Source organism: Pedobacter sp. B4419, assembly GCF_059693725.1.
The window spans coordinates 2,368,655-2,394,694 of sequence record NZ_JCASSL010000002.1 but is presented as its reverse complement, the minus strand read 5'-3'; the positions used below and the strand labels follow the sequence as shown (position 1 = coordinate 2,394,694).

Genomic DNA, 26,040 nt, shown 5'->3' with positions numbered 1-26,040 from the left:
AAAATGAAAAAAATATTAACAATTATTGGCGTTTTTACAGCTTTATTTGCTTCGGCACAAAAACCAGAGGACACCGAAATCTATAGTCCTATACCTAAAAAAGTAATTCCGGCCGAAGTTATTGGCAATGCTCCTTCTGATGCCTTGATTTTATTCGATGGAAAGAATCTAGACCAATGGGTTTCTGTAAAGGACCGGACAAAACCAGCTGGATGGGTTGTGGGCAATGGTGAATTCACTGTAAAAAAAGGTACTGGAAACATAGAAACCAAAAAATCATTTACCAACTACCAATTGCACTTGGAATGGAAAATACCTGCTAACATTACAGGCAAGGGACAAGCAAGAGGCAACAGTGGCTTGTTTTTAGCCTCCACCGGTGCTGGCGATGAAGGGTATGAACTCCAAATACTCGACAATTACAACAATGAAACCTATGTAAACGGGCAAGCCGGAAGCATCTATAAACAATTTGTCCCTTTGGCCAACCCAAATAAAAAACCGGGAGAATGGCAAACCTACGATGTAATTTGGACTGCTCCAATTTTTAAAGAAGACGGCACTTTGCAGCAACCAGCAAAAGTTACCGTAATCTTCAATGGCATCTTAGTACAGAACAATATAGAACTTCTTGGTCCTACTCAATACATAGGCAAAGCATCTTACAAAAAGCCCCATGGCCCATCACCGATAAAGCTACAAGATCATGGTGACCCTAGCGCACCAATTAGTTTTAGAAATATTTGGATCAGGGAGTTATAAGCTATCGGCTAAATCTATTTTGCAAGGCACTCAATTTTAGTTACACGCAAGTCATTAAGTAAGGTATAATTTTACTTTCACAAAGCTATGCCGTACCTTTGTGCTTCAATTTAAATCAAATAATATGTCATCAGTAGAGACAACTTACGTTCCTTACAAAGTTAAGGACATTTCACTGGCAGAATGGGGCCGTAAAGAAATTGGATTAGCAGAGGCAGAAATGCCTGGCTTAATGTCCTTGCGCAAAGAATTCGGACCATCTAAACCCTTAAAAGGCGCCCGCATTGCAGGCTGTCTGCACATGACCATCCAAACTGCGGTTTTAATCGAAACCCTGGTTGAACTGGGTGCAGAAGTAACCTGGTCGTCTTGCAATATTTTCTCGACCCAAGACCACGCCGCTGCTGCTATTGCCGCTGCAGGCATTCAGGTTTATGCTTGGAAAGGCTTAAACGAAGAAGAATTTGATTGGTGCATCGAGCAGACTTTACACTTCGGTGAAGGCCGTCAGCCGTTAAACATGATTTTAGACGATGGTGGCGATTTAACCAATATGGTTTTCGACAGGTTTCCTGAACTGATTGCCGAAATCAAAGGTTTATCAGAAGAAACCACTACCGGCGTACACCGTTTGTACGAAAGGATGAAAAACGGAACTTTGCACTTGCCTGCCATCAATGTTAATGATTCGGTAACCAAGTCTAAGTTTGACAATAAATACGGCTGCCGCGAGTCGTTGGTTGATGCGATCCGTCGCGCTACCGACGTAATGATGGCCGGTAAAGTAGCCGTTGTTTGCGGTTATGGCGATGTGGGTAAAGGTTCTGCAGAATCTTTAAGCTCACAAGGCGTACGCGTAATCGTAACCGAAATCGATCCAATCTGTGCTTTACAGGCAGCGATGGAAGGTTACGAAGTGAAAAAACTGGCTACTGCCATTAAAGAAGCCGACATTGTGGTAACCACTACCGGTAACTGCGACATCGTTCGTGCCGAGCACTTCAAAGCCTTAAAAGACAAAGCTATTGTTTGTAACATCGGTCACTTCGACAACGAAATCGATATGGCTTGGCTAAACGCAAACTATGGCAATACCAAAGTAGAGATCAAACCTCAGGTAGATAAATATACCATCGATGGTAAAGATGTTATCATTTTGGCCGAAGGCCGTTTGGTTAACCTTGGTTGTGCTACTGGTCACCCAAGTTTTGTAATGAGTAACTCGTTTACCAACCAAACTTTGGCACAGTTGGAGCTTTGGACAAACCCTGGCAAATACGAAAACAAAGTTTATGTATTGCCTAAGCATTTGGACGAAAAAGTAGCTCGTTTGCACTTGGAGAAAATCGGTGTAGAATTGGACGTTTTAGATCAGCACCAAGCAGACTATATTGGTGTTCCGGTTGAAGGTCCTTTCAAACCAGATACGTACAGGTACTAGACCCCAACCCCTAAAGGGGCTAAATATTATTAAAAAGGGATGTGCAAATTGCATGTCCCTTTTTATTTCAATCGTCATTGCGAACGCAGTGAAGCAATTTCTCTTTAGAAAAACTACGTTCGGCAGCTCTTCGGTGCTGTACAAGAGCGTAGAAGTGTTGTAGTTCTGTTAAATTTTAGTACTGCCATTAACACGATTTGTTCTTGCGCCATTCAAACGAAAGTTTAGAGTTTGCGATAAAGATTTGAAGCCTTGATTATTCATTAGTGTTAAAGATTTTAATGGCATTCATGAGTTCGCAAGCTCAGTTCTTTGGTCCCTTTCTCATCAAGGAGAAAGGACTAGCCCAGCCGGCTAGGAGGCGAAAGCTTGATTAATAAACATTTTAGTTTTAGAAAAACTACGTTCTGCAGCTCTTCGATGCTGAAGCCCTGCTGTCCGCTTTACTGCGTGCCCGCTCCCATCAGGTTTATTAAACAGCGTTTGGCTCCTTATCGTTATTTTGACGAGGTAATCACATCCCTACATTTAACAAAAAATAACAGACACATTTTGTGGCAAAAATTTACTTTTGAAAAACAACACATATGAAAAAAGTTATTTTTTGTCTATTCTTGAGCATTTTCTCCCTTGCAGCTAAGGCACAATCGCCACAAAAAATAGAAAGCAATGAGCAATTTGGCAAAGACTGCTATTATTACCAAATGCTTCCTCCAAACGGCGAAACAAAGGGCGTTTTGGTTTTGGTTCCGGGTTATGGCGAACATCCGCTTAGCGTAACCGGACAAAGCTCCATTGTACAGGAAGCCGAAAAGAATAACCTCGCCGTCATCATTGCCAATCTTTCTAAAGACAATCTCGAATTTCCTATCGATAAGGCTTCCATCGATCGGCTTGGAAAAATGATTACGCATTTTTATGCAAGCCAAAAACTGCCTATGGCAACCAAATTGTTTATAGGTGGTTTTTCTATGGGCGGCACTACCATACTAAAATTTTATACCGCGAAGAACAAGGAATTTCAGATCAGCAAGGTTTTTGCCATAGATCCGCCTTTGGATTTGGTTCGCTTAAGAAAATCACTGCTCAAAGGCCGAGAAAAAGAATTGGCACCAAAATTAGATGGACTGAGTAAAGAACACAAGCCATTGGAGCAACGCCTGAAAGAACTATCGGTTTACAATCCCGATTTTACAACTTTAACCATGCTCCCCAACTACACCAACACTGCTTTGAGGATTTACAGCGAACCAGATATTTTATGGTGGATCAAAAACAGAAACATGGACCTGTCAGACATGAATGTAACCGATTGTGCGGGCTATATCAACAAACTTTTGCAAAAATCTCCCGATCAAAAAGCCGAATTGATCTTAACCCAAAATAGGGGCATGAGAAATGGCAACCAAAGGCATCCCCATTCTTGGAGCATTGCAGCGCCTGAAGATTTAATCCAATGGCTTATCCGATAATTACCTTAAATTTGGTCTATCAAAATACAATTGACATGAAAAATCTATTCTTCATCCTCTGCTTAAGCTTATTTGCCATAAGTGCGAATGCCCAAACCAAGCCTAAAAAGGCCGCTACTGCTCAAATCCTCACCAAACAAACGGTAGAAATTGCCTGTGGCGAGTGTCAATTTAAAATGAAGGGCAAAGATTGCGAACTGGCGATTAGAATAGATGGCAAGCCTTATTTTGTTGATGGCAAAGGCATTGATGATTTTGGCGATGCGCACGATCAGCATGGCTTTTGCAATGCTATTAGCAAAGCTGAGGTAACTGGAAAGATTGTAAATAACCGCTTCAAGGCCGAAGAGATTAAATTATTGCCAAAAGACAAATAGGTATTAAATGTAAAGAAGGAATTGGCCATCAAGTTCCATATAAAACTCATACCAAGGGCAATAAACTTGGCCAGATAGAAATTTGCATTATTTTTCCGTTGGCTTATTTTTAATGTTAAAGCCAGGCACTTCATAGCCTTTGGGGCGATAAGCAGATGGAATAGAGGTTTCATTTCCATCTCTAACGGCTTGGTAATGTGGCGACATAATTTCTACACCGTTTTCGAAAAATACATTCTGTATTTCTTGGTGCAAATTAGAATAAACCTGTGCCATTTTGTTGGGAATATTGGTATAGGCATTGATCTGGTAAGATACGTACCAATCGTCGAGACTTGTTTGCAGCACAAAAGGCGGCTTGTCTTTCATAATCCCTTCGCATCGCAAGGCGGCATCTATCAATAGCTGATGGATTTGTATCCATGGGGTTTCATAGCCAATGGTTACTGTTGTATGCACAATCAGCCCATCATCTTGAGCCATTAGGCTGTAGTTGGTGGTATTGCCATTAAGGATTGCGGCATTGGGTATGGTAATAATTTCGTTTTTGATGGTTTTTAATCTGGTCACCAGAAAGGCTTTCTCCACCACATCACCCATCGTATCACCAATCTTAACCCGATCGCCAATCCTGAATGGCCTCATGTAGGTAATAACCAAACCCGCCACAATGTTGCCGATAGCAGTAGACGAACCCAAAGAAATCAACAAGCCCAAGAAAACAGATACTCCTTTAAAGATCTCCGAATCAGAACCCGGCAAATAAGGCCAAATTACCACCACCATAAAGGCATAAAGAATAAATCTTACAATGTTGTAGGTTGGTTGTGCCCAGTCTGCATAAAATCCGGCGATCTTAAGTTTTCCTGTCTCAATTTCTTTCGTAAGGAACTTAATAAGCTTATTGATGTATTTAAAAACAATTACTACAACAATAATGGTAATGAGATTTGGGATGAACTTAATAATGGAATTAAGAATATTGTTAAGAGGGTTCAGTATAAAATTGATCAGCGAATCGCTCCAGCCTTTTGTCCACGGGAAAAGCCTAAAAATAAAAGGCAAGGTACTATACACCAATATGGCGATAAAAATATACTTGAAAACATTAAACGCTTTACGAAAAAGAACAATTTCTCCTGTTTTTGTTATCAGTTCATAATCCCTGATTTTAACTCCCTTAAGCCTTTTAGATAGCCTTAACGTTACCGCATTTAATATTCGGTTGGAGTATTTATTCAAAAAGAAAATGGCTATCCCCAATACCAGCAAAATCAAAAGTCCCTGCCCTGTTCTCAGCAATAGTTCCGATACATCAGTTTGTTCCTTATAGTTCTTAATGGCATTTACGATTTTAAAGCGATAGATCTTTGCCAAAGCCTGCCTGTTTATTTTTACGCTGTCGGCATCGCTATTGGCCACGCTAACAATAATTTCATCATTGTACAGTATATCGCTTGTCGCCTCTTCCTCAACCACCTTTATCGAATCGGGAACAATGATCAAATTGCCTTCTAAGCGGGTCAAAATTGTAGTGGTTCGCGTAGCTCTTTCTGTAGCCGATAACGAGCCTAGCCTATTTTTAATGTAAAAAAGAGTATCGCTGTTTAGGCTTACGGGAATGCCTTTTTTAACCTTTAAACTGTCGGCAACCTGCGTTGCAAACAAGGTTAGAGGCAAGAGCAAAAGGAGCAAATTTAGTTTGATGAATTTCATTAGTTATCCATTTTACTCCAAAATACAAATTACTATTCAAATTCTTTCTCCAAGCCTTGCCTTAGGTCGAACAGCAGCCATTGTTTGTTCTTCACATCAATCTGCTTTTGTTGAAGCAATCTGATAAAATCCTTTACTCCGATTTCTTCATTGCCATTGCCGTGGATCAGCACAATGCTGCCTGTATGCGCCTGCTGTCCCTTGGCTAGCCAGGCATCGCTTCCTACCGGTATCAAGCCATAATCAACCATTCGCTCTACCAATTTTTGGCTAGACACCAAACCCGGAAAGCGGAAGAAAACCGAAGGCACCAACCCGTTCTTCAGCATCAGTTTTTCATTTTCCAGCACTTCGATATCCAGATTAGTATTTTTCGAAAGCAGAAAGTTTTCGGCCAATGGCAAACTGTTTACCTCATGGTTATAAGAATGGTTGATCCAGGTAATGTTCAGTTCGTTTTGGGCAACCAGATTTTTGAGCCAATCGAGGTCCATTTGGTGTTTGAGCATCCACTTGCCAGATACAGAAAGCGCCAAGGGAACTGGCTGTTGTATTTTCTTAAACTCGTTGAGCAGCTGCTGAAAGATAATCCTATCTAAGTCTTTGTGCGAGGGGCATAAGTCTACGGTCAAGGCAATTCCCTTTTCCTGCGGAATGGCATGATCGATACCCGAATTTTGCAAGCTCCTGTCATTAAGCAAAGCCGCATCCAAGGCTTTTACGTAGGGAGAATTTTTAAAAATTGCCCGCACATTGCCTATTTCCAACTGGTCGAGGGCAAAGCCACTTGCCGGCTTAACCACAGTATGCAAAGTTTGCGGCTCTACCAACAACAGATATTTTTCATTGCCGTTTACAAAACTCCGCAGAGCAATCCACTTGATATCGCCGTTGGTGGCCAGCGCATAATTCACCTTATAACGTTTAATGTCGTCAAAATTCTGGGCGAAGACCTTGCAAGCCAGCAACATGAACAGCAAGAGCAGTTTCAATTTCATGCCACAAATATAATGAGTTGCCTAGCCTTTCCATCTTGCATTTTACCTCGTCCATCTAAATTATTTGCCGATTAAAGGTTAGTCATTGTACAATTTTTGAACTGTAATTTGTAAACTACCAACTCAGCCACTGGACTATCAACCATGGACTATCAACTATCAACCATAGACTATTGACTATGGACTATTGACTATCGACTAAACACTAATGACCAAGACCTTACAAAAAAAATCTAACTGATTGCTATCTTTGCCCCATGACAAAACTTTCGGTTAACATCAACAAAATTGCCACTTTGCGCAACAGCAGAGGCGGCAACAATCCCGATTTGGTTAAGGTGGCGCTAGATTGCGAACGTTTCGGTGCCCAAGGCATTACCGTACATCCGCGTCCAGATGAACGTCATATCCGTTACCAAGATGTGTTCGACCTGAAAGCTGTCATTGCAACCGAATTCAATATTGAAGGCAACTGTAAGGAACAAAAATTTGTAGACCTAGTATTGGCCAATAAACCTGCCCAAGTAACCTTGGTGCCCGATGCTGAAGGACAAATTACTTCTAATCATGGCTGGGATACGATTAAACATGCCGATTACCTGAAAGAAATGGTTGGCGTTTTTAAAACTGCCGGCATCCGTGTTTCTATATTTGTAGATCCGGTTATCGAAATGGTAGAAGGCGCTTTAGCTACCGGCACTGATCGAATCGAGCTCTACACCGAAGCCTATGCAAGTACTTATCATCAAAACAAGGAACAGGCCATCGCACCCTATGTTAAAGCGGCCCAAAGAGCCGATGAGTTGGGCTTGGGCATCAATGCGGGGCACGACTTAGACCTGCACAATTTGAAATATTTTGCCCAAGAAATCCCTAATCTGCTCGAAGTTTCCATCGGCCATGCCTTAATTAGCGATGCCTTGTATCTTGGCTTGGAAAATACCGTTCAACTTTACCTTAAACAACTCGCATAATTCTTAAAAACCTATGTTAAAAGGCATATTACTTGTACTTTTTGGTGCATGCAGCTTCGGTATTCTCTCAACTTTTGTAAAACTGGCTTATTCAGAAGGCTATACCTTGGGCGATGTAACAGGTACACAAGCCCTATTTGGTGCGGTGATGCTATGGATCTTGCATTTTATCCAAGGCCAAACCAGCAAGGCTCCTAAACAGCCTTTACAAACCCATTGGCTCAAACTCATTGGCGCTGGTGTTTTTACGGGATTGGTCAGTTTAACCTATTACCAATGCGTAAAATTCGTCCCCGCTTCATTGGCTATTATCCTATTGATGCAGTTTGTGTGGATCAGCGTGTTGCTCGAGCTGCTCATTTATAAAAAGAAGCCAAGCAAAGCCCAGCTCTTTGCCATTCTTTTTATCCTGGTGGGCACTGTGCTGGCCAGTGGCTTTATGAACACGAAACTAGAGTCCATTAATTTGGCAGGCGTTGCCTTTGGCCTTTTGGCGGCTTTATGTTATGCCATATTCCTGATGCTTAACGGAAAACTGGGCAACGAATATCCCCCTTTACACAAAAGTGCCTTGATGATTACTGGTGCTTGTATCCTGATTTTTATCGTATTGCCACCCCACTTTTTATTTAATGGCGCCTTGGGAGGCAGTCTGTTAAAATGGGGAATGATCTTGGCTGTATTTGGCACAGTTATTCCGCCACTTTGCTTTGCAGCAGGCATTCCAAAGGCTGGCTTTACGCTCAGTTCGATCCTGAGTTCGGCCGAACTGCCCGTTGCCGTGAGCATGTCGGCTTTGGTGCTACATGAATCTGTAGGGCCGATACGCTGGCTAGGCGTACTCATTATTTTGGGCGCCATGCTGCTGCCAAATTTGGAAAATATAAAAAAGGGGAATATCTTTAAAAGAAAAACCTCACAATAGCTTCGTAAGGGCTAAAAATAATGATCTACTCATGAAAAATAAACTCCTCATCATATTAAGTTTTTTAGTGCTTGCATTGGGATGCAAAAACGTAGCCACCATTAATCAAGAAGAAGCTGGCGAAAAAATTACTGATTACCTTAAAGCCAATCCGGAGTACAAAACTGCCCGTTTTAGTTTTGGAGAAATGAAGTTCAATAGCGAGAAGGACATGAAAGAGCTGGAAAAATATCGCCACTTGGCCGAAGAAGGCTATGTTTCTTTAAACCTGCAAAGCGCCAAAAAGAAATTCCTTTCTAAAGACAGCAGCTATGTTTATCAGATCAGGCTTACCGACAAGGCCAGCGAACTGGTATTGAAACAAGACGAAGACAAAGCCACCGTTAAGGTAATTCAATATGAATTGGCCAGCGAAAAACCGGTTGATTTCAACAGAATAAACGACAATAATGCCAAAGTTACGGTATCCTTAAAAAAGACGAATACCGTTTTTGCGCCATTCCAAAAAAATGCCAGCGAAAACAGCGCTTTCATTACTAAAACCTATCGCCTAAAATTTGACAAGGAAGAAGGCTGGAAAGTGGCTAAATAACCGGCCAATGTTGGTGTTCTTCACCAATTTTGTCCCTTGTTGGTGTTTTCTTTATCAATAAGATTGGGAAATCATTTTACTAGGAAAGCAACAGCAGCATTTCATTGGAACGGCAGTCCCGCTTTTTGCTTAAGTTTTTCGCTTTGCTCAAAACTATCGCCGTCAATCGGGTTTAGGAAAGCACGGTTGTTGCCATTATGTTCTATAGCACTACCCCAATTGCAATAGCCCGACTTTAAGCGTTTCAGGATATTGCGCGCTAAAACAATTAAGGCTAAATTATTGGTAAAGAACACCAATTTGAACATTGGCCTAGCATTAGCCCTTGGATATGCAAACATTTGGTTTATCCATTCTGTGGAGAATAGTAAACCAAATGTAAGCTGCTCAGTTAAACTTACAGATGGATTGTGATGTCTTACACCCCAATCAATTGCTCATTAGTATCTCCCGTAAGTTTTCGCTAAAGTATAAATAATTAACTTTAAGTTATCCGTCATTGCCCAAAACTGGGCCGAAATAGGCCAAATGTCAAAAAATAGAGCAAAAATCAAGTTATCCAGTTGGCAAAACCTACTAAAAACATAGATTTAACCGACTGTTTTTGAGACTAAAATATGACGTTTGCCGTTCCTTTTTCATGACAAAAAATAGCTTTAGTTTTCTTACCTTTGCGGCATCAATTATTGCTATACTTCATGAGCTTAAACATCCACTACCAAGAAGAATTTAAAGAACGCCATATTGCGCCAAATGCTGAAGATACAGCAGCCATGTTGCAAACGGTTGGCGTTAATTCAATTGATGAACTGATTGAACAGACAGTTCCTCAACAGATCAGGTTAAAACAGCCTTTAAATTTACCTAAGGCTAAGTCTGAAACCGAATATTTGGCAAGCCTTAAGCAAACGGCTTCGTTAAACAAGGTTTTTAAATCATACCTTGGTCAAGGTTATTATGATACCATTACCCCTGGCGTAATCCTACGTAACGTAATGGAAAACCCGGGATGGTACACGCAGTACACGCCTTATCAGGCAGAAATTGCACAGGGCCGTTTACAGGCGCTGCTTAACTTCCAAACCATGGTTATCGACCTAACGGGAATGGAAATTGCAAATGCTTCATTATTGGATGAAGGTACGGCTGCCGCAGAAGCCATGTTTATGCAATACAGTTTGCGCAAAAACCAAGCTGCTGTAAAATACTTCGTATCTGAGCAGTTGTTTGCCCAAACCATAGATATCCTAAAAACCCGCGCCAATCCTTTCGGCATCGAATTGGTAATTGGCAACCACGAAGAATTTACGCCTAGCGAAGATTTCTTTGGCGCTATTGTACAATATCCTGCTGCCAACGGCGAGGTTTACGACTATACCAACTTTGCCAATGCATTGCACAACCAAAATATCAAATTAACCGTTGTTGCCGATTTATTGAGCTTAACCTTGTTAACTCCTCCGGGAGAATGGGGTGCCGATGTAGTGGTAGGTACAACGCAGCGTTTTGGCGTACCAATGGGCTTCGGTGGTCCACACGCCGCTTACTTCGCTACCAAAGACGAATATAAACGTTCTATTCCTGGCCGTATCATCGGGGTAACCATCGATAGCAACAACAATTACGCTTTACGTATGGCTTTGCAAACCCGCGAGCAACACATCCGTAGAGATAAAGCTACTTCTAACATTTGTACCGCACAGGCTTTATTGGCTATCATGGCTGGCTTTTATGCCGTTTACCATGGTCCAAAAGGCTTAAAACTGATTGCCGAGCGCACCCATGGCCTAGCTGTGAGCTTGGCTACATCGCTTTCGCAAATCGGATATAACGTATTGAGCAAAGCTTATTTCGACACGATCCAATTGGATTTGGGCGATTTAACAGATTCTATCCATAAAGAATGCTTAGACAACAACATCAACCTCAACTATAAAGGCAATTTGGTTAGCATCGCTTTAGATGAAACCACAACCTTCGAAGATATAAGCCTTTTGGTGCGCATTTTCTCAAAAGTTAAAGGCATTGCTTCAGATAGCGTTAATGTGGCCGACCAAGTAAGCACCACTATCCCGGCTGCCTTGCAACGTCAATCTGCTTATTTGACCCATCCGGTATTCAATGCGCATCATTCAGAGCATGAAATGTTGCGTTACATCAAATCATTAGAGACAAAAGATCTTTCGCTTTGCCACTCGATGATTGCCTTAGGTTCATGTACCATGAAGCTGAACGCAACTACCGAAATGATTCCGGTTACCTGGCCAGAGTTTGGAAAAATCCATCCTTTTGCACCAAACGACCAGGTATTGGGCTACTATACCGTATTTGACGAACTGGATAAATGGTTAAGTGAAATTACTGGCTTTGCAGCGATGAGCTTACAGCCAAATGCAGGCGCCCAAGGCGAATATGCCGGTTTAATGGTAATCAGAGCTTACCACCAAGACCGTGGCGACCATCACCGTAACATTGCTTTAATTCCAGCCTCGGCACATGGAACCAACCCTGCTTCTGCTGCGATGGCGGGCATGAAAATCGTTGTGGTTAAATCGCTAGAAAACGGAAACATTGATGTTGACGATTTGAAATCAAAAGCTGAAGAGCACGCTGCTAACCTATCATGTCTGATGGTAACTTACCCATCTACCCATGGTGTATTTGAGGAAAGCATTATCGATATCTGCAACATTATTCACCAAAATGGCGGTCAGGTTTATATGGATGGTGCCAATATGAACGCCCAAGTAGGCTTAACCAGTCCGGCTAACATTGGCGCTGACGTTTGCCACTTGAACCTGCACAAAACTTTCTGTATTCCGCATGGTGGCGGTGGCCCAGGTATGGGTCCGATTGGTGTGGCCGCCCACTTGGTGAAATATTTGCCAGGACACGCTGTAGTTGACATCAACAAAGAAAAATCTATCCATGCGGTTTCTGCAGCCCCTTGGGGCTCGGCTTCGATCTTGATCATTTCTCATGCCTATATTGCCATGATGGGTGCCGATGGATTGACCAATGCCACCAAATACGCAATTTTGAATGCCAACTATATGAAAGCACGTTTAGAAGCACATTATCCGGTGCTTTATTCAGGCAGCCAAGGCCGTTGCGCACACGAAATGATTTTAGATTGCCGCAGCTTTAAAAACTTTGGTATTGAAGTGGTTGACATTGCCAAACGTTTAATGGATTATGGTTTCCATGCCCCAACCGTTTCGTTCCCAGTGGCAGGCACTTTAATGGTTGAGCCAACCGAAAGCGAGCCTAAACATGAATTGGATCGTTTCTGCGATGCCTTGATTGCCATTAGAAATGAAATCAGCGAAGTAGAAAACGGCAAGCTGGACAAAACAGACAATCCGTTAAAAAATGCACCGCACACCGCAGCTGTAATTACAGCTAACGAATGGAATCATGGCTACAGCAGGCAAACTGCCGGCTTCCCGCTTCCTTATGTAGCAGCTTATAAATTCTGGCCATCTGTAGGTAGGGTAAACGATAGCCATGGCGACAGGTCGTTGATCTGCGCTTGTCCTCCATTAGAAAGCTACATGGAAGAAGCGATTGCTTAACAAAAAAAGTAAGTGTAAAAAATATAAAGCCCGGGCAATTGTCTGGGCTTTTTTATTTAAATGAGGAATATCGCACATGCCTGCCGCAATTGGGTTTTGTAGCTTTGGGTAAATGAATCCCAAAAAACTCCATTATTGCTCTGGCCTGATTCTTACTGTTTTTATTAGCCTGCATTTGTTTAATCATACTTTAAGCTTTTTTGGACCCAATAGGCATATCGAGATGATGAACATCTTGCGTGTATTTTATCGCCATGTTTTTATCGAAACCATTTTGTTGCTTGCGGTTGTCGTTCAAATCGTATCTGGACTAAAGCTATTTCGCGCGAACCGCAAAAAGGCAGTTTCCAAATTCGAAAAGCTTCACCTTTGGAGCGGCCTGTATTGGCCTTCTTCTTGGTCATCCACCTCAGTGCGGTATTTGCCGGAAGGTTGCTCTTGCACCTCGACACCAATTTCTATTTCGGTGTAGCCGGATTAAACACCTTTCCTTTTAACCTGTTCTTTATCCCTTATTATACCTTAGCCATCATTTCCTTTATCGGGCATATCGCGGCCATTCATCGCAAAAAAATGCACCGTGATATTTTTAACTTAAGTCCAAAAGATCAAGCAATTGTTGTTTTAGTATTTGGGTTTGTACTCACAGGTTTTGTTCTTTATGGATTAACCAACCGCTTTAGTGGCTTTACGATACCGAAAGCTTATGACGTTTTGATTGGGAGATGAAACAATCCGGCAACTTTATAAGCCAATTGTCAGAAATGAATTAAACCTTGGACCAGCCTGCACATCTAAGCCCTCTAAACGAGCACTAAAGGCAATGTTTAAGAATTTTCGAAAACGAAATCTTAACATATGGTATTTTTTAGCTTCGACAATTTAAATACCTTTACAAAAAACTTAAAAAAAATTCAGATGAAATTGAAAATCACATCAATGTTAATGCTAGCTGTTGTAGCTAGTTTCGCGTTCTTGGCTTTTGCTCCAAAAGCTGATATCTACACTGTTGACGTAACGAAATCGACAATTACTTGGGAAGGCAAAAAATTTGCAGGTTCTCACCACGGTACAGTTGACCTTACTTCAGGAACTTTGGGCTTTAATGGCAAAAAATTGGCTGAAGGTGGTTTTGTTGCCAATATGACTACGATTAAAGATGCCGATAAAAGTGCTGGTTTAGAAAACCACTTGAAAGCTGATGATTTCTTTGGCGCAGCCAAATTTCCTGCTGCTAATTTTGTAATCAAAAAGGTAGAAGGCAACGGAGCTAACGTAAATGTTACAGGAGATTTAACGATCAAAGGCGTTACACAATCGATCACTTTCCCTGCTGTAATTACTTGGAACGCTGATAAAACCGTAACAGCAACTGCCGATAAAATTACAATTGACAGGACCAAATTTGGCATTCAATTCAAATCAAAATCGGTTTTCTCTAACATTGGAGATAATTTCATCTATGACGATTTTACAATCGCAGTAAAATTGGTAGCTAAAAAATAATTGGATCAATCCTAAAGAAAAAGGCCTTTTGCAAAATGCAAAAGGCCTTTTTTGTATAAATACGTATTGACATTTAGCGCAGTAATCGATACCTTTAAAGCGTTAAGAAAAAGCTTTCTTGCTTCATATAAGAACCTCAATGTTAGATAAAAAGATTAATCTGTTAGTGATAGATGATGATGATATAAATATTTTTATCATCAAAAAGATTGTAGAGAAGACTGGATTTGACATAGAAATGGTGTCAAAAAGCAATGGCCAACAGGCAATAGATTACCTTAAAGAAGCAATTTCTGAACAAAAACCACTACCTCACCTCATTTTAATTGACATCAACATGCCGGTAATGAACGGCTGGGAATTTGTAGAAGCCTACCAACACCTGGGCATTTCAAACCCTGTTGACTTGTACATCCTTTCTTCGTCCGTCTACGAAAACGACATCGAAAAAACAAAGAGCTACAGCTCGGTAAAAGGCTTTATTTCTAAGCCGTTATCTATCGAAAGACTAACCGAACTGATCAAGGCGCTTCAGGCTAAACAATCTTAAAACGATCGTCGTCAAGTTCGATATAAGCTTGTGTTTTTGATTTAGAGTGATAAAAAAGACATTTCCACTGCTCTGCTGCAGCTTTCTGTCCATATGCTTCGCGCAATTCCATCGCTTTTCTGCCATCGTAATCATACTTGGCAATAAACTTGCGCAACAATTCTTCGGGCTCCGGCAAAACATCGCCGCCAAAAAACACCTTATCTACGCCATCGTCGATTAAAAACACCTGATGATACGGACAATGTGCGCCCGTGAGTTCATAGCTGATGAATTCGTTCAATTGTCCAGAGCCTTCGATCAGTTTAATATCTGCGTTGATTTGCAAAAAATCAAAAATATCCGTGTGGTAAGAAGACGAGGTACTCGAAAAGGCGGTTTCCCACTCTCCTCTTTGGATCACATAGGTGGCATCTGGAAAACTCAGCTCCATCTTGTCTTTATAATGATGTACCATGCCACCAGAATGGTCAAAATGCAAATGCGACATCAATACCAGCTGTATGTCTTCAGGCTCAAAACCGGCCTTCCTGATGTTTTCATGTAAATGCAGTTTCCCCTCTTCATTGCTATAGCCCAAGCCGGTATCCAGCAACACCAAAGTATCATTGATTTTAACCAAGAAAGGCTGTACATGAATAAACAAAGAAGCTGGCCTGTCCTTCGGGTTATCTTTTGCAGGATCGAAAGGAATAAACTTCTTGCTGGCATCAACAGAATAAGAGCCCTCGGTTAGGGTGAAAACTTGTATGGACATGGCTATTTTTTGAACAGAAATTAAATGATATATTTACGAACATGCAAATATAGGCAACCCGACCGATTTTTTGTGAGCATAGGCGGGTTTGGATATACTTCATGACATTTAACTCAGATTAACGTTGTAATGAAAAGCCACCTGCAAAGACGGTTCTAAATATTAATTTTGTAGAACTGAGTGGCTTCATCAAAAAACAAACAGACTTATACCGATGAGAAAGAGATGGGTGCAGGTTGGGCAAGGCGCGATAGAAACAAGTGAAAAACTTGCCCACGAATTAAATATAGACCACTGTTTAGCACAGATACTGGTACAGCGTGGCATTGGCACTTTTGAGGATGCCCGTTACTTTTTTAGGCCACAGCTAACACACCTGAACGATCCTTTTTTAATGAAGGACATGGAACAGGCCGTTGAACGCATTAGTCAGGCCATCCGACAAAACGAAAAGATTTTGGTTTATGGCGATTATGACGTGGATGGCACTACCGCCGTGGCACTTGCCTATAGCTTTTTTAGCCAGTTTACCAGTCAAATAGATTACTACATTCCCGATAGACACATAGAAGGCTACGGCATTTCTACCATGGGGATAGATTTTGCCAAGGCCAATGGTTTTGCACTGATCATCGCTTTAGATTGTGGCATCAGATCGGTAGATAAAATTGCCTATGCCAATGAGCTGGGCATCGATTTCATTATAGCCGACCACCATTTGCCTGCCGAAGAAATCCCAGGTGCGGTTGCCGTGCTCGATCCCAAAAGGAAAGACTGCGAATACCCTTTTAAAGAGCTTTCAGGTTGTGGCATTGGCTTTAAAATAGCACAGGCCTACTGCCAGATCAATAATCTGCCAGACGAACTTTACGAACAATACCTCGATCTGTGTATGGTCAGCATTGCGGCCGATATTGTTCCGATAGTTGACGAAAACAGGGTATTGGCTCATTTTGGTTTGCTTAAACTGAACGAAAAGCCCTGCACGGGTTTAAAGGCGCTGATGCAGATTTCGGGCAAAACCGAGAACTATTCCATTACCGATGTGGTATTTCAATTGGCCCCACGCATTAACGCAGCCGGCCGGATGGGGCATGCGCGCGATGCGGTAAAAATGTTGCTGAGCGATGAGGCTGCATTGGCCGAGGAACAGAGCACTTTTATCAACCTGCAGAATACCGATCGCAAATCCTTTGACCAAAACATTACCGCCGAAGCCTTAGCCATCATCAGGGAAAGCCAAGAGCTGATCAACCGTAAAACCACCGTTGTTTTTCAGCAGCACTGGAACAAGGGCGTAATTGGAATTGTAGCTTCACGCTTAACGGAAACCTATTATCGGCCAACCATTGTACTGACAGAATCTAACGGAAAGTACACAGGCTCGGCCCGATCAGTGGTAGGCTATGACCTTTACGAAGCCTTGCTGGCCTGCGAAGAATTGCTCGAACAGTTTGGTGGCCATAAATACGCTGCCGGACTTACCCTTAAGCCAGAAAATTTGGCTTTGTTTACCGAGAAATTCGAAAACATCGTCTCTTCAACCATTAGTCCTAATTTATTGGTGCCTGAAATTTCCATTGATAACGAAGTAAGGTTGGAGCAGATTGACGCCAAATTTTATCGCATTTTAGCCCAAATGGCTCCATTCGGACCACAAAACATGTCGCCGGTATTTGTAAGCCGGGGCGTAACCTTAGCCGGCAATGTGCAAATTGTTGGCACAAATCATCTCAAATTAACTGTAAAGCAACAAAATTCAGCTATTTTTGAAGGCATTGCCTTTGGCTTAGGCGAGTTTGAACAGCTGCTAAAGGCAAATCAGCCCTTTGATATCTGCTATACCATTGAAGAAAATGTATGGAAAGACAAAAGGCGCTTGCAATTGAACATAAAAGGCATTAAAATTGATGAAGGTGGAGAAACACCCCAATCGTAAACCATAATTCTAAAATCGTAAATCTAGATGATCTTAAAAGCCGAAAATCTGGTTAAAAAGTATAAGCAGCGCACCGTTGTCAACCATGTTTCTTTCAACGTAAGCCAAGGAGAGATCGTTGGTTTGTTAGGACCAAACGGTGCCGGAAAAACCACTTCTTTTTATATGATCGTAGGTTTAATTAAACCGAACGAGGGCAATATCTATCTAGAAGACGAAGATATTACCAAAGACCCGATGTACCGCAGGGCACAAAAGGGAATCGGTTATTTGGCGCAAGAGGCCAGCGTGTTCAGAAAATTGACCGTTGAAGACAACATCATGGCCATTTTAGAAATGACCGATCTTAAAAAAGACGAAAGGCACGAAAAACTGGAAGAGCTGATCAACGAATTTAGCTTGCACAAAGTGAGAAAGAACCGTGGCGACCTGCTTTCAGGAGGCGAGCGCCGACGCACAGAAATTGCACGTGCACTGGCTGCCAATCCCAACTTTATTTTATTGGATGAACCCTTTGCAGGTGTAGACCCGATTGCAGTAGAAGAAATACAGACGATTGTAGCCAAATTGAAACAAAAAAACATCGGCATTTTAATTACCGACCATAACGTACAGGAAACTTTATCCATTACCGATAGGGCTTACCTCCTTTTTGAAGGCAAAATACTCGAATCTGGCACACCAGAGGTATTAGCCGCCAACGAGATGGTTAGAAAGGTATATTTAGGCTCGAACTTTGTGCTGCGTAGAAAAAATTTATAATTTCAAAAACGAATGGCAATTGTAAATTCGATCTTTACTTGGTACATGAAAAAGCGCATTCATCAGATTGAGCTTTTCATGAAATATCCGTTAGATGTGCAGGAAGAATGGTTACATACCTTGGTTTCGAGTGCAGAAAATACCGAATGGGGAAAGAAATACGACTATAAATCTATCTTAACCGCAGCCCAATTCAAAGAGCGGGTTCCCATCCAAAACTATGATACTTTAAAGCCTTACATCGAGCGCATGCTCAAAGGCGAACAAAATGTGCTTTGGCCATCAGAAATCAAATGGTTTGCCAAATCATCGGGTACCACCAGCGACCGCAGCAAATTCATTCCGGTATCTGAGGAAGCCTTGGAAGAATGCCATTTCAAGGGTGGAAAGGATATGATCTCTATTTACTGCAACAACCGCCCCAACACCCAAATGTTTACCGGCAAAGGCCTGGTATTGGGTGGCAGCCACCAGATTAACCAGCTTTGCGATGACATCCACTACGGCGATCTTTCGGCAGTGCTGATCAAAAACCTGCCCATGTGGGCCGAATACTACCGTACTCCAGATATTTCTATCGCCTTGATGGACAATTACGAGGAGAAGATGGATAAAATGGCCGAGGCTACCATTAAGGAAAATGTAACCAATATTTCTGGCGTACCTACCTGGACCATTGTTTTGGCCAAAAAGGTGTTGGAAATTACCGGCAAAAACAACCTGCTGGAAGTTTGGCCTAATTTAGAACTCTATTTTCACGGAGCAGTTAATTTTACACCTTATCGCGAACAGTTTAAGGAACTGATTCCTTCGCCAGACATGTATTATTTGGAGACCTATAATGCTTCCGAAGGCTTTTTTGGTATCCAAGACCAAGATAACTCAGAAGAGTTGCTCTTAATGCTCGATTATGGTATTTTTTATGAATTCCTGCCTTTGGAGAACCTGGAAGATGAAAACCCAAAAACATTGTCTTTAGAGCAGGTGGAGCTCCATAAAAACTACGCCATCATTATCAGTACCAATGCCGGCCTTTGGCGTTACCTCATTGGTGATACTGTTCAGTTTACCTCCCTATCTCCTTTTAGGATTAAGATCACTGGCAGAACGAAGCATTTCATCAATGCCTTTGGTGAAGAGCTGATCATCGACAATGCCGAAAATGCCCTAACCAAAGCCTGTGCTACCACTTCGGCCAAGATCAAAGATTATACGGCCTGTCCTATCTATTTTAAAGGTGAAGAGGCTGGCGGCCACGAATGGATCATCGAATTTGAGCAACAGCCACAAGATTTTGAAAAATTTGTAGATGTACTCGACGAAACCTTACGTGAAGTGAATTCTGATTACGATGCCAAGCGTTTTAAAGACATGGCGTTGCGCAGACCGAAGGTTCATAATGCACCTGCTGATACCTTTTACAAATGGCTTAAGGTTCGTGGCAAATTAGGTGGCCAGCACAAAGTGCCCCGCTTGGCCAACGATCGCAAATATGTAGACGAGATTTTAGAAATGCTGTAGCCATGCAGAAGCAATTCAGCTATTTCAGTTTGGCTTGGCTCCTCTTCTTTGCCTTCTTTTTTGTGCTCATGCTGCAGCTTACCCTGCGCTACATTCCATTGAGCAGTACTGTTGCCTTTTTGCAGATCAAGCAAACCGAGGTCACCACCATCAGCTCTTATTTGCCCATTTTTTATGTGCACGTGTATACGGCAATCTTTTGCCTACTGGCTGGTTTTACCCAGTTCAACAATGCTTTGTTGGCCAAATACAATAAACTGCACCGCAGCATTGGCTATCTCTATGTGATAGTTGTAGTGTTTTTGGCTGGTCCATCAGGTGTTTATATGGGCTATTATGCCAATGGCGGATGGATTGCCCAAATTTCCTTTATTCTATTGGGCTTGCTTTGGATATTCTTCACCCTTAGGGCAGTGGTTTACATCAGGCAACGGAACATCAAAAAACACCGCCAGTTTATGCTCAGGAGCTTTGCATTGGCATTTTCGGCCATTACCTTAAGACTTTGGAAAGTTATTTTAGTATATTTATTTCATCCGGCACCCATGGATGTTTACCAGATTATTGCATGGCTGGGCTGGATCCCCAATTTATTAATTGTCGAATATTTAATCAGAAAAGACCGATAAACTTAAACTTATGAAGAAGCTCTTCCTCCTTGCCTTGTTCGTGGCCACCTATTGCCTGGCTTGCCAGAATAAAGATCAAAAAAATGCAAGTGCCGAACAATCGGCAGCGGCGCCAACTTTAGAACACCAGAATTTTAACGGCTTTTGGGTAGGCGATTTTGTAGCCGAAGAATATAAAAACGAAGATGAATATTACCCAACCAATAAGATCAACATCGCCATTAAGAGCATCGTAAATGGCGTGGTTACAGGCCAAAGCGTAGTGGCGGGCAACCAGAGGCCCTTAACCGGAAAAATAACCGAACGCAATGGCAAGATCTTTTTTAATTTGGCCGAACCCGGCGATGACAAATTCGATGGCCGATTTGAGTTTGAAGCCGTAAAGGACACCTTGATTGGAACCTGGATTGCCTATGATACCACCCTGCCCGTAACCAAGCGCAAGTTTAAGCTTACGCCAAAGGAATTTAGCTACAACGCAAATGTCATGCTCTCAGGCGAGACAGATTACGTCGACTACTATTCATCGCAAACCAAAACCACGATAGATACAACCGATGGCGTAATTGACACCTTGCGAGACGATTATTACAGACAGGCCAACGATGTAGTTTACAAGGTTAACTCTTCTACCCATGCTTTTACCGAAGCAGAGCTGAAGAACCTCAAAAAACTCGATTTGGAGATTTTAAGAAACACCATTTTCGCCAGACATGGCTATACGTTTAAAAAGAAAAGCTATCGCCAATTTTTTGATCCCGTAGAATGGTATGTTCCTGTTACCGCTAACGTAGATGGACAATTGAGTGCCATCGAAAAAGCAAACATCAAACTGTTTGTCCGCTTTGAGAAATATGCAACTGATAATTACGATACGTTTGGTAGGTAAAGCTTAGTTTTGTACCATTAACTACATGAATACATCCATCATTGCGCCGTCGCATCCCTTATTAAAGAAGCATATTCAATATTTCCTCTTTTTTAAACGAAATTCGAAAGAGGCAACGAGCTATGTAACTTTTCCAAACAACAATTTATGTTTGGCCATATATAAAAACAACAAGGTTGAATACGAGCGGGGAAAGGAGGTTAACGCATGCAGCGTTTCTTACGGACAAAATTCGTTTACCAGCAGACTCTATGGTTTTCATACCGTTCCTTTTAAGGCCCATATCCAATCGCCATTAGATCAGATATGTATTCTTTTCAATCCTTCTGCCTTACGGCTGTTTACTAGCGAGGCCTATAAAAACCTGCTAGGCACCGATGATGTTTTCAACGCCATCTTTGCTTCGAAAAGACCTAACTTTTTGGAAATGCTATTTGAGGAGGATGATTTTAACCGAAGAGCCGCCCTGTTAGAGCGGCTGTTATTAGAAAACCTAAATGCAACAAGGATACCCGCCAAAATGAGCGAAGCCTTACATTTAATTGCCTCAACAGACAAAAACAAGCTTCTTCCTATTGAAAATATCGCTAAAACACTCCAAATTAACGAATCTACACTCTATCGGCTATTTACCAATCACCTGGGGCAAAACCCAAAAAGCTACCTCAAAACCCTCAGGTTCAGACATACCTTAGCTCAATTAATGACAAACCCCGAGCGCCTAACCCAAGTGGCTTATACGAACCATTATTTTGACCAGGCCCATTTTATCAAAGACTTTAAAACATTTGCAGGCTGTACGCCAAAAGAGCTCAATGAAAATGTTTCTGTCAAAGCGCAGAGCTTAGTTTGGCTTTATAACAAAAGATAGGCTCTGCACGATTTTTACAATTTTAAAAACCAGGTGTTCTTTTTCTTTGCGCTCATTAAAATCTAACTGATATGAGAAGGAGAATAACACTACTATTGGCCTTGCTGGTTTTTGCCAAGCTCGGCTATTCACAAGAAAACTGCAATTGTGAGCAGGCGTTAAGTTTAACCATCAAGAAAATTGAAAGCGAATACCCCGGTTTTGAACAAAAAACCAAGGATAAACTGGCTTATAGCAATTACAAGAACAACCTCATCATTGAAGCAAAAAACATACAAGAGGCATCGTGTATTGAGCTCTTGAGGAAATACACTAACTATTTCAAAGATCGGCATCTTTGGGTTTTAACGAATGCAACTGCTCCAGTTCCTCCACAAAATGAAGCTGTCAAGGTCAAAAAAATGGCCAACATTAATCTCAAAAAATTCTATGCAAACCTCAAAAAAACGAAAGACAAGCTAGAAGGGGTTTGGCGCGACGATAAATACAAGATTGGCTTGCTCAAAACCAATGAAAACGAATATGTAGGCTTTATCATTGAGGCCGATCCAAGCTATTGGAAGCCTGGTGAAATTAAATTCAAATTATTGGCCAATGGCAGTTATGAATACTACATGCAAGACCATTCTGTACAAAAAGGAACTTTCAAAAGTTACGATGATTGCCTTTTGTATTTTAATGTGCTACGATCTTCTTTTGTAAAAGAGAATCCAACACCAGCACTTAATGCCATACAAATTGCCAATAAAATCAATGAAATTGAGGGGTTTTATGTCAAGTCATTAACGGCTAAAACTGCTATTATTAAACTTCCGAGCTTCGATTACCCCTACGTTGACCGGATCGAAAAGCTCATTGCGACTCATAAGTCGACCTTAGAAAACAGCGAAAATCTAATCATCGATTTAAGAGGCAATGGTGGCGGAACGGATAATGCTTACCAAACCTTGTTGCCTTATGTCGTTACCAATCCAACCAGGTATATGGGTGCCGAGTTTTTTGCCTCTCAATCCTTTATCGATGGCTTGGAACATTACAGAGCTGGGATCAAGGACGATGTGAAGAAAAAGGAAGAAGTAGAAGGCATTGACAAGAAAATAAGCTTGTTACGCCAAAATCTAGGCAAATATGTAAGGTTTAGCACCGATTCTGTTACTATTGACACCATAGCCAAAGCACAAAAGAGTCCAAAACAAATCGTGGTACTTACAGACGGAAGGGTAGCAAGCGCAGCCGAAAACCTAACGCTGGTAGCCAAACAAAGCAAGAAAGCCAAAACCATGGGCACTCCAACCCTTGGCGTAATAGATTATGCCAACGGCTATATCTTCGAAATTGGCTGTGCCAATTACAGATTGGTTGTGCCTACTTATCGCTCATTCAGGCTTCCAGATTATCCGATAGATAATATTGGCATACAGCCCGATATTTATTTAGATTCTTCTGTAAAGGATTGGATTGCTTATGCAATCGACTACCTAGAAAAATAAAACAAGACAGTAGCTTATGTAATACTAACGCTTGTTGATTATTTGGACTAGCTATTCTGATTTTTTTTAATTAAATTTAATTAGCTAAACCTCAAAGCCTTATGAAGACTGTTCAACAAATTCTGCAAAACAAATCAGCTCAGATTTATAGTGTTGTTCCCACCGCTTCGGTACTCGATGCACTAAAGGTAATGACCGATAAAAACATCAGTGCCTTATTGGTGATGGAAGGCCAGCAGCTGCTTGGTATTTTTACCGAGCGAGATTATGCCCGTAAGATCGTGTTGCATGGCAAATCATCAAATACTACGCCTATTAGCGAGGCCATGACCATGAGTCCGATTACGGTTAGCCCAAGCGACAGCATTGAGCATTGCATGCAACTAATGACCGATAAACACATTAGGCACCTGCCTGTAATGGACAATGCAATAGTAGCCGGAATGGTTTCTATTGGCGACGTGGTAAAATTCATTATTGCAGACCAGAAACAGACGATTTCGCAGTTGGAGAGTTATATCAATAGTTAGTCTATAGTCCATAGTCTTTAGTCTATAGTCAGGAAGTATATTAAGGATATGACAACCAAGGCCACTGCCTTTCTCTGCTAAACCTTATTGGAGCGGGCACGGAATGCAATGGAGTAAAGCGGAAAGAAGGACAGCAGTTGCCGATGAGCAATGTCTTTGGTTTTCCAAGCAAGGATAAGCCCATACGAGAGCCTATCACATTGGAACTGATCGTTTCTCGAGTGAGATAACGGATCGGAGCCGGCATGACGAATCGAAAATGACTAATCAGCCAATGAACTTATGAACCAATAAACTCTTAGTCGCCCCAACGCCACTCACCCGCAACCTGCAAAGGAAGTTTGAGGTTGTTTTTCTCTAAGAAAGCTTTTAAGTCTGCATCATTCATTTTGCCTACCGGAATTTTTGGCGTGTTGGCCAAAGCGTAGGTCAACATAGCCGAATAACGGACTGTATTTTTAAGTCCCTGCTCGTCTACCAATTTGAACAAATCGCCATCAGAGTGGTAATATGGACCAGAATTGTTTGGCAATCGGCCACCAGCACCGCCGCCTGTAGGGATACCCTCTAACATGAACGGCTGATGATCGCTATGCAAGCCAGCGCCTGCCTGAAAAAGGTTTTTAAACCCAGTATCGATCTTTACTACTTCATCGCCCCAGCCTTTAAACAAAGTTTCCATTTCTTTTCTGCTGGTCGAAAACCCTTTCGGATCGTTAGTCATATCATAATTGAGCATGAAACTTACCTGATCTAGGGTGCCGTTTTTCTTAGCTTGCTCTACATAAGCTTTAGAGCCCAGCAAACCTTGCTCCTCGCCCATAAAAAGTACAAACTCTACTGTTCTCTTGGTCTTAAGGTTCAGCTTTTTGAAGGTACGGGCCATATCTACTACGGCAAAAGAGCCAATTCCGTTATCGATGGCGCCCGTAGCTAAGTCCCAGCTATCTAAATGTCCGCCAACCACTACCTTTTCTTTAGGAAACTCGGTTCCCTTAAAGGTTGCAATTACGTTACGGGCTTTGATCATACCCGAAAAGTTGGTCATTTCTATACTGGCTGTCTGTGGCGTAGTTTTTAATTTTTCTTTCAAAGCCATGCCGTTTTCCAAGCCGATGCAAACCGCAGGAATTGGAATGAGTTTTCCGGTTACAGACGCTGTTCCGGTTAACAATACACCATTTTTAACGGTGTTGATGATGATTACCCCAGCTGCCCCATATTTGGTAGCGATGGCGGTTTTCTCCGAACGGTGCAAAGACGGAGTGCCTTTGGCTGAGCCCGGCAACACACCCAAATAAATCAAGGCTATTTTTCCTTTTACTTTGTCGGCAATACTTGCGTAATCTGCTTCAAGGCCGTTGCCTACGTCAATCAGTTCGGCAGTTACTTTTGCAGCTACCGGAGAGTGGGCCAAGGTTACCGCTTTCATATCCGCTAGACTATTGGCGTTAGCTCCAATTTTAACGGCAAGCGTCTTCCTGTCCCAGCTTTCTACTTCAAATGGCTGATATTTTACATCGCAACCATAAGATTTGAGTAGATTGAACACATAGGCCTCGGCTTTTGCTCCATTAACCGAACCCGTTAAACGGTGGCCAATAGTGGTCGATGCATCCTTTAAATTGTTATAGGCATTAGAATTGGCCTGCACTTCGGTATTGATTTGCTTAAAAGCCCCACCAAATTGATCTTGTGCATTTGCCGTAAAGCATAAACCGGCCAAAGCCAATAAAAAGAAATTCTTCATTCAGTATTATTTTT

24 protein-coding genes are annotated in these 26,040 nt (G+C 41.9%); 19 read left to right on the top strand and 5 right to left on the bottom strand.

The window, feature by feature from the left end:
• Nucleotides 1-3: 3 nt before the first annotated feature.
• From AC570H_RS21880 to AC570H_RS21865, 4 genes are all read left to right on the top strand, one after another.
• The gene (locus AC570H_RS21880; protein ID WP_497358964.1) at nt 4-762 is read left to right on the top strand and encodes a 3-keto-disaccharide hydrolase; all 759 of its coding nucleotides are present in this window, start codon (nt 4-6) and stop codon (nt 760-762) included.
• 124 nt (nt 763-886) lie between these two features.
• Nucleotides 887-2,203: an adenosylhomocysteinase gene (ahcY, locus tag AC570H_RS21875; protein ID WP_497358962.1), complete on the top strand. Its 1,317-nt coding sequence runs from the start codon at nt 887-889 to the stop codon at nt 2,201-2,203.
• Between the two features lie 587 nt (nt 2,204-2,790).
• Nucleotides 2,791-3,675, top strand: coding sequence for an alpha/beta fold hydrolase (locus AC570H_RS21870; RefSeq protein ID WP_497358960.1), 885 nt, complete (start codon nt 2,791-2,793; stop codon nt 3,673-3,675).
• Between the two features lie 35 nt (nt 3,676-3,710).
• Entirely contained in the window at nt 3,711-4,052 is a 342-nt protein-coding gene (locus AC570H_RS21865) for a DUF6370 family protein (protein ID WP_497358958.1), read from the top strand.
• An 87-nt stretch (nt 4,053-4,139) separates the two neighbouring features.
• On the opposite strand, the gene AC570H_RS21860 is transcribed toward AC570H_RS21865, so the two are convergent.
• Complete coding sequence (locus tag AC570H_RS21860) at nt 4,140-5,768, bottom strand: mechanosensitive ion channel family protein (RefSeq protein WP_497358956.1); 1,629 nt, start codon at nt 5,766-5,768, stop codon at nt 4,140-4,142.
• A gap of 32 nt (nt 5,769-5,800) precedes the next feature.
• Nucleotides 5,801-6,766: a polysaccharide deacetylase family protein gene (locus AC570H_RS21855; RefSeq protein WP_497358954.1), complete on the bottom strand. Its 966-nt coding sequence runs from the start codon at nt 6,764-6,766 to the stop codon at nt 5,801-5,803.
• Nucleotides 6,767-7,023: 257 nt separating this feature from the next.
• On the opposite strand from AC570H_RS21855, the gene AC570H_RS21850 reads away from it, so the two are divergent.
• Genes AC570H_RS21850 through AC570H_RS21840 form a run of 3 tightly spaced genes read left to right on the top strand, consistent with a single transcriptional unit; the run spans nt 7,024 to nt 9,257 of the window.
• On the top strand, nt 7,024-7,740 hold the full coding sequence (locus tag AC570H_RS21850) for a pyridoxine 5'-phosphate synthase (protein ID WP_497358952.1): 717 nt from the start codon (nt 7,024-7,026) through the stop codon (nt 7,738-7,740).
• A gap of 13 nt (nt 7,741-7,753) precedes the next feature.
• Nucleotides 7,754-8,665, top strand: a complete 912-nt coding sequence (locus AC570H_RS21845; RefSeq protein WP_497358950.1) for an EamA family transporter — start codon at nt 7,754-7,756, stop codon at nt 8,663-8,665.
• Nucleotides 8,666-8,696: 31 nt separating this feature from the next.
• Entirely contained in the window at nt 8,697-9,257 is a 561-nt protein-coding gene (locus AC570H_RS21840; RefSeq protein WP_497358948.1) for a hypothetical protein, read from the top strand.
• A gap of 101 nt (nt 9,258-9,358) precedes the next feature.
• Here the strand turns inward: AC570H_RS21840 and AC570H_RS21835 are convergent, their stop codons facing one another.
• Nucleotides 9,359-9,598, bottom strand: coding sequence for a hypothetical protein (locus AC570H_RS21835; RefSeq protein WP_497358946.1), 240 nt, complete (start codon nt 9,596-9,598; stop codon nt 9,359-9,361).
• Nucleotides 9,599-9,955: 357 nt separating this feature from the next.
• On the opposite strand from AC570H_RS21835, the gene gcvP reads away from it, so the two are divergent.
• The 4 genes from gcvP to AC570H_RS21815 all read left to right on the top strand — a co-directional run bounded on the left by gcvP (nt 9,956) and on the right by AC570H_RS21815 (nt 14,888).
• Nucleotides 9,956-12,832, top strand: a complete 2,877-nt coding sequence (gcvP, locus tag AC570H_RS21830) for an aminomethyl-transferring glycine dehydrogenase (protein WP_497358944.1) — start codon at nt 9,956-9,958, stop codon at nt 12,830-12,832.
• Between the two features lie 369 nt (nt 12,833-13,201).
• Complete coding sequence (locus tag AC570H_RS21825) at nt 13,202-13,561, top strand: hypothetical protein (RefSeq protein ID WP_497358942.1); 360 nt, start codon at nt 13,202-13,204, stop codon at nt 13,559-13,561.
• A gap of 189 nt (nt 13,562-13,750) precedes the next feature.
• A complete protein-coding gene (locus tag AC570H_RS21820) occupies nt 13,751-14,338 on the top strand; it encodes a YceI family protein (protein ID WP_497358940.1) in 588 nt (195 codons plus the stop codon).
• 139 nt (nt 14,339-14,477) lie between these two features.
• Nucleotides 14,478-14,888: a response regulator gene (locus AC570H_RS21815; protein ID WP_497358938.1), complete on the top strand. Its 411-nt coding sequence runs from the start codon at nt 14,478-14,480 to the stop codon at nt 14,886-14,888.
• On the opposite strand, the gene AC570H_RS21810 is transcribed toward AC570H_RS21815, so the two are convergent.
• Nucleotides 14,875-15,645 carry an MBL fold metallo-hydrolase gene (locus tag AC570H_RS21810; RefSeq protein ID WP_497358936.1) on the bottom strand — a complete coding sequence of 257 codons (771 nt, stop codon included), beginning with the start codon at nt 15,643-15,645 and terminating at the stop codon, nt 14,875-14,877. The two genes, AC570H_RS21815 and AC570H_RS21810, sit on opposite strands and share 14 nt — an antisense overlap.
• Nucleotides 15,646-15,859: 214 nt before the next feature.
• On the opposite strand from AC570H_RS21810, the gene recJ reads away from it, so the two are divergent.
• The 8 genes from recJ to AC570H_RS21770 all read left to right on the top strand — a co-directional run bounded on the left by recJ (nt 15,860) and on the right by AC570H_RS21770 (nt 24,276).
• On the top strand, nt 15,860-17,584 hold the full coding sequence (gene recJ / locus AC570H_RS21805; RefSeq protein ID WP_497358934.1) for a single-stranded-DNA-specific exonuclease RecJ: 1,725 nt from the start codon (nt 15,860-15,862) through the stop codon (nt 17,582-17,584).
• 27 nt (nt 17,585-17,611) lie between these two features.
• Nucleotides 17,612-18,346: an LPS export ABC transporter ATP-binding protein gene (lptB, locus tag AC570H_RS21800; RefSeq protein ID WP_497358932.1), complete on the top strand. Its 735-nt coding sequence runs from the start codon at nt 17,612-17,614 to the stop codon at nt 18,344-18,346.
• Nucleotides 18,347-18,358: 12 nt separating this feature from the next.
• Complete coding sequence (locus tag AC570H_RS21795) at nt 18,359-19,867, top strand: GH3 auxin-responsive promoter family protein (RefSeq protein WP_497358930.1); 1,509 nt, start codon at nt 18,359-18,361, stop codon at nt 19,865-19,867.
• 2 nt (nt 19,868-19,869) lie between these two features.
• The gene (locus tag AC570H_RS21790) at nt 19,870-20,496 is read left to right on the top strand and encodes a DUF2306 domain-containing protein (RefSeq protein ID WP_497358928.1); all 627 of its coding nucleotides are present in this window, start codon (nt 19,870-19,872) and stop codon (nt 20,494-20,496) included.
• A 10-nt stretch (nt 20,497-20,506) separates the two neighbouring features.
• Entirely contained in the window at nt 20,507-21,385 is an 879-nt protein-coding gene (locus AC570H_RS21785; RefSeq protein ID WP_497358926.1) for a YARHG domain-containing protein, read from the top strand.
• Nucleotides 21,386-21,410: 25 nt separating this feature from the next.
• Nucleotides 21,411-22,256, top strand: coding sequence for a helix-turn-helix domain-containing protein (locus AC570H_RS21780; RefSeq protein WP_497358924.1), 846 nt, complete (start codon nt 21,411-21,413; stop codon nt 22,254-22,256).
• 71 nt (nt 22,257-22,327) lie between these two features.
• Complete coding sequence (locus AC570H_RS21775; protein WP_497358922.1) at nt 22,328-23,746, top strand: S41 family peptidase; 1,419 nt, start codon at nt 22,328-22,330, stop codon at nt 23,744-23,746.
• 101 nt (nt 23,747-23,847) lie between these two features.
• The gene (locus tag AC570H_RS21770; protein ID WP_497358920.1) at nt 23,848-24,276 is read left to right on the top strand and encodes a CBS domain-containing protein; all 429 of its coding nucleotides are present in this window, start codon (nt 23,848-23,850) and stop codon (nt 24,274-24,276) included.
• Between the two features lie 298 nt (nt 24,277-24,574).
• Here AC570H_RS21770 and AC570H_RS21765 read toward each other — a convergent pair whose 3' ends face one another.
• Nucleotides 24,575-26,026, bottom strand: coding sequence for a M20/M25/M40 family metallo-hydrolase (locus tag AC570H_RS21765; RefSeq protein WP_497358918.1), 1,452 nt, complete (start codon nt 26,024-26,026; stop codon nt 24,575-24,577).
• Nucleotides 26,027-26,040 lie beyond the last annotated feature (14 nt).

What these genes read in the sequence shown, in the direction of transcription:
- AC570H_RS21835 (WP_497358946.1), bottom strand. Translation starts at nt 9,598, where the DNA reads ATGTTTGCATATCCAAGGGCTAATGCTAGGCCAATGTTCAAATTGGTG.
- AC570H_RS21770 (WP_497358920.1), top strand. Translation starts at nt 23,848, where the DNA reads ATGAAGACTGTTCAACAAATTCTGCAAAACAAATCAGCTCAGATTTAT.
- AC570H_RS21790 (WP_497358928.1), top strand. Translation starts at nt 19,870, where the DNA reads ATGCAGAAGCAATTCAGCTATTTCAGTTTGGCTTGGCTCCTCTTCTTT.
- AC570H_RS21870 (WP_497358960.1), top strand. Translation starts at nt 2,791, where the DNA reads ATGAAAAAAGTTATTTTTTGTCTATTCTTGAGCATTTTCTCCCTTGCA.
- AC570H_RS21865 (WP_497358958.1), top strand. Translation starts at nt 3,711, where the DNA reads ATGAAAAATCTATTCTTCATCCTCTGCTTAAGCTTATTTGCCATAAGT.
- AC570H_RS21840 (WP_497358948.1), top strand. Translation starts at nt 8,697, where the DNA reads ATGAAAAATAAACTCCTCATCATATTAAGTTTTTTAGTGCTTGCATTG.
- ahcY (WP_497358962.1), top strand. Translation starts at nt 887, where the DNA reads ATGTCATCAGTAGAGACAACTTACGTTCCTTACAAAGTTAAGGACATT.
- AC570H_RS21810 (WP_497358936.1), bottom strand. Translation starts at nt 15,645, where the DNA reads ATGTCCATACAAGTTTTCACCCTAACCGAGGGCTCTTATTCTGTTGAT.
- AC570H_RS21860 (WP_497358956.1), bottom strand. Translation starts at nt 5,768, where the DNA reads ATGAAATTCATCAAACTAAATTTGCTCCTTTTGCTCTTGCCTCTAACC.
- gcvP (WP_497358944.1), top strand. Translation starts at nt 9,956, where the DNA reads ATGAGCTTAAACATCCACTACCAAGAAGAATTTAAAGAACGCCATATT.
- AC570H_RS21855 (WP_497358954.1), bottom strand. Translation starts at nt 6,766, where the DNA reads ATGAAATTGAAACTGCTCTTGCTGTTCATGTTGCTGGCTTGCAAGGTC.
- AC570H_RS21880 (WP_497358964.1), top strand. Translation starts at nt 4, where the DNA reads ATGAAAAAAATATTAACAATTATTGGCGTTTTTACAGCTTTATTTGCT.
- lptB (WP_497358932.1), top strand. Translation starts at nt 17,612, where the DNA reads ATGATCTTAAAAGCCGAAAATCTGGTTAAAAAGTATAAGCAGCGCACC.
- AC570H_RS21775 (WP_497358922.1), top strand. Translation starts at nt 22,328, where the DNA reads ATGAGAAGGAGAATAACACTACTATTGGCCTTGCTGGTTTTTGCCAAG.
- recJ (WP_497358934.1), top strand. Translation starts at nt 15,860, where the DNA reads ATGAGAAAGAGATGGGTGCAGGTTGGGCAAGGCGCGATAGAAACAAGT.
- AC570H_RS21845 (WP_497358950.1), top strand. Translation starts at nt 7,754, where the DNA reads ATGTTAAAAGGCATATTACTTGTACTTTTTGGTGCATGCAGCTTCGGT.
- AC570H_RS21820 (WP_497358940.1), top strand. Translation starts at nt 13,751, where the DNA reads ATGAAATTGAAAATCACATCAATGTTAATGCTAGCTGTTGTAGCTAGT.
- AC570H_RS21795 (WP_497358930.1), top strand. Translation starts at nt 18,359, where the DNA reads ATGGCAATTGTAAATTCGATCTTTACTTGGTACATGAAAAAGCGCATT.
- AC570H_RS21780 (WP_497358924.1), top strand. Translation starts at nt 21,411, where the DNA reads ATGAATACATCCATCATTGCGCCGTCGCATCCCTTATTAAAGAAGCAT.
- AC570H_RS21765 (WP_497358918.1), bottom strand. Translation starts at nt 26,026, where the DNA reads ATGAAGAATTTCTTTTTATTGGCTTTGGCCGGTTTATGCTTTACGGCA.
- AC570H_RS21785 (WP_497358926.1), top strand. Translation starts at nt 20,507, where the DNA reads ATGAAGAAGCTCTTCCTCCTTGCCTTGTTCGTGGCCACCTATTGCCTG.
- AC570H_RS21815 (WP_497358938.1), top strand. Translation starts at nt 14,478, where the DNA reads ATGTTAGATAAAAAGATTAATCTGTTAGTGATAGATGATGATGATATA.
- AC570H_RS21850 (WP_497358952.1), top strand. Translation starts at nt 7,024, where the DNA reads ATGACAAAACTTTCGGTTAACATCAACAAAATTGCCACTTTGCGCAAC.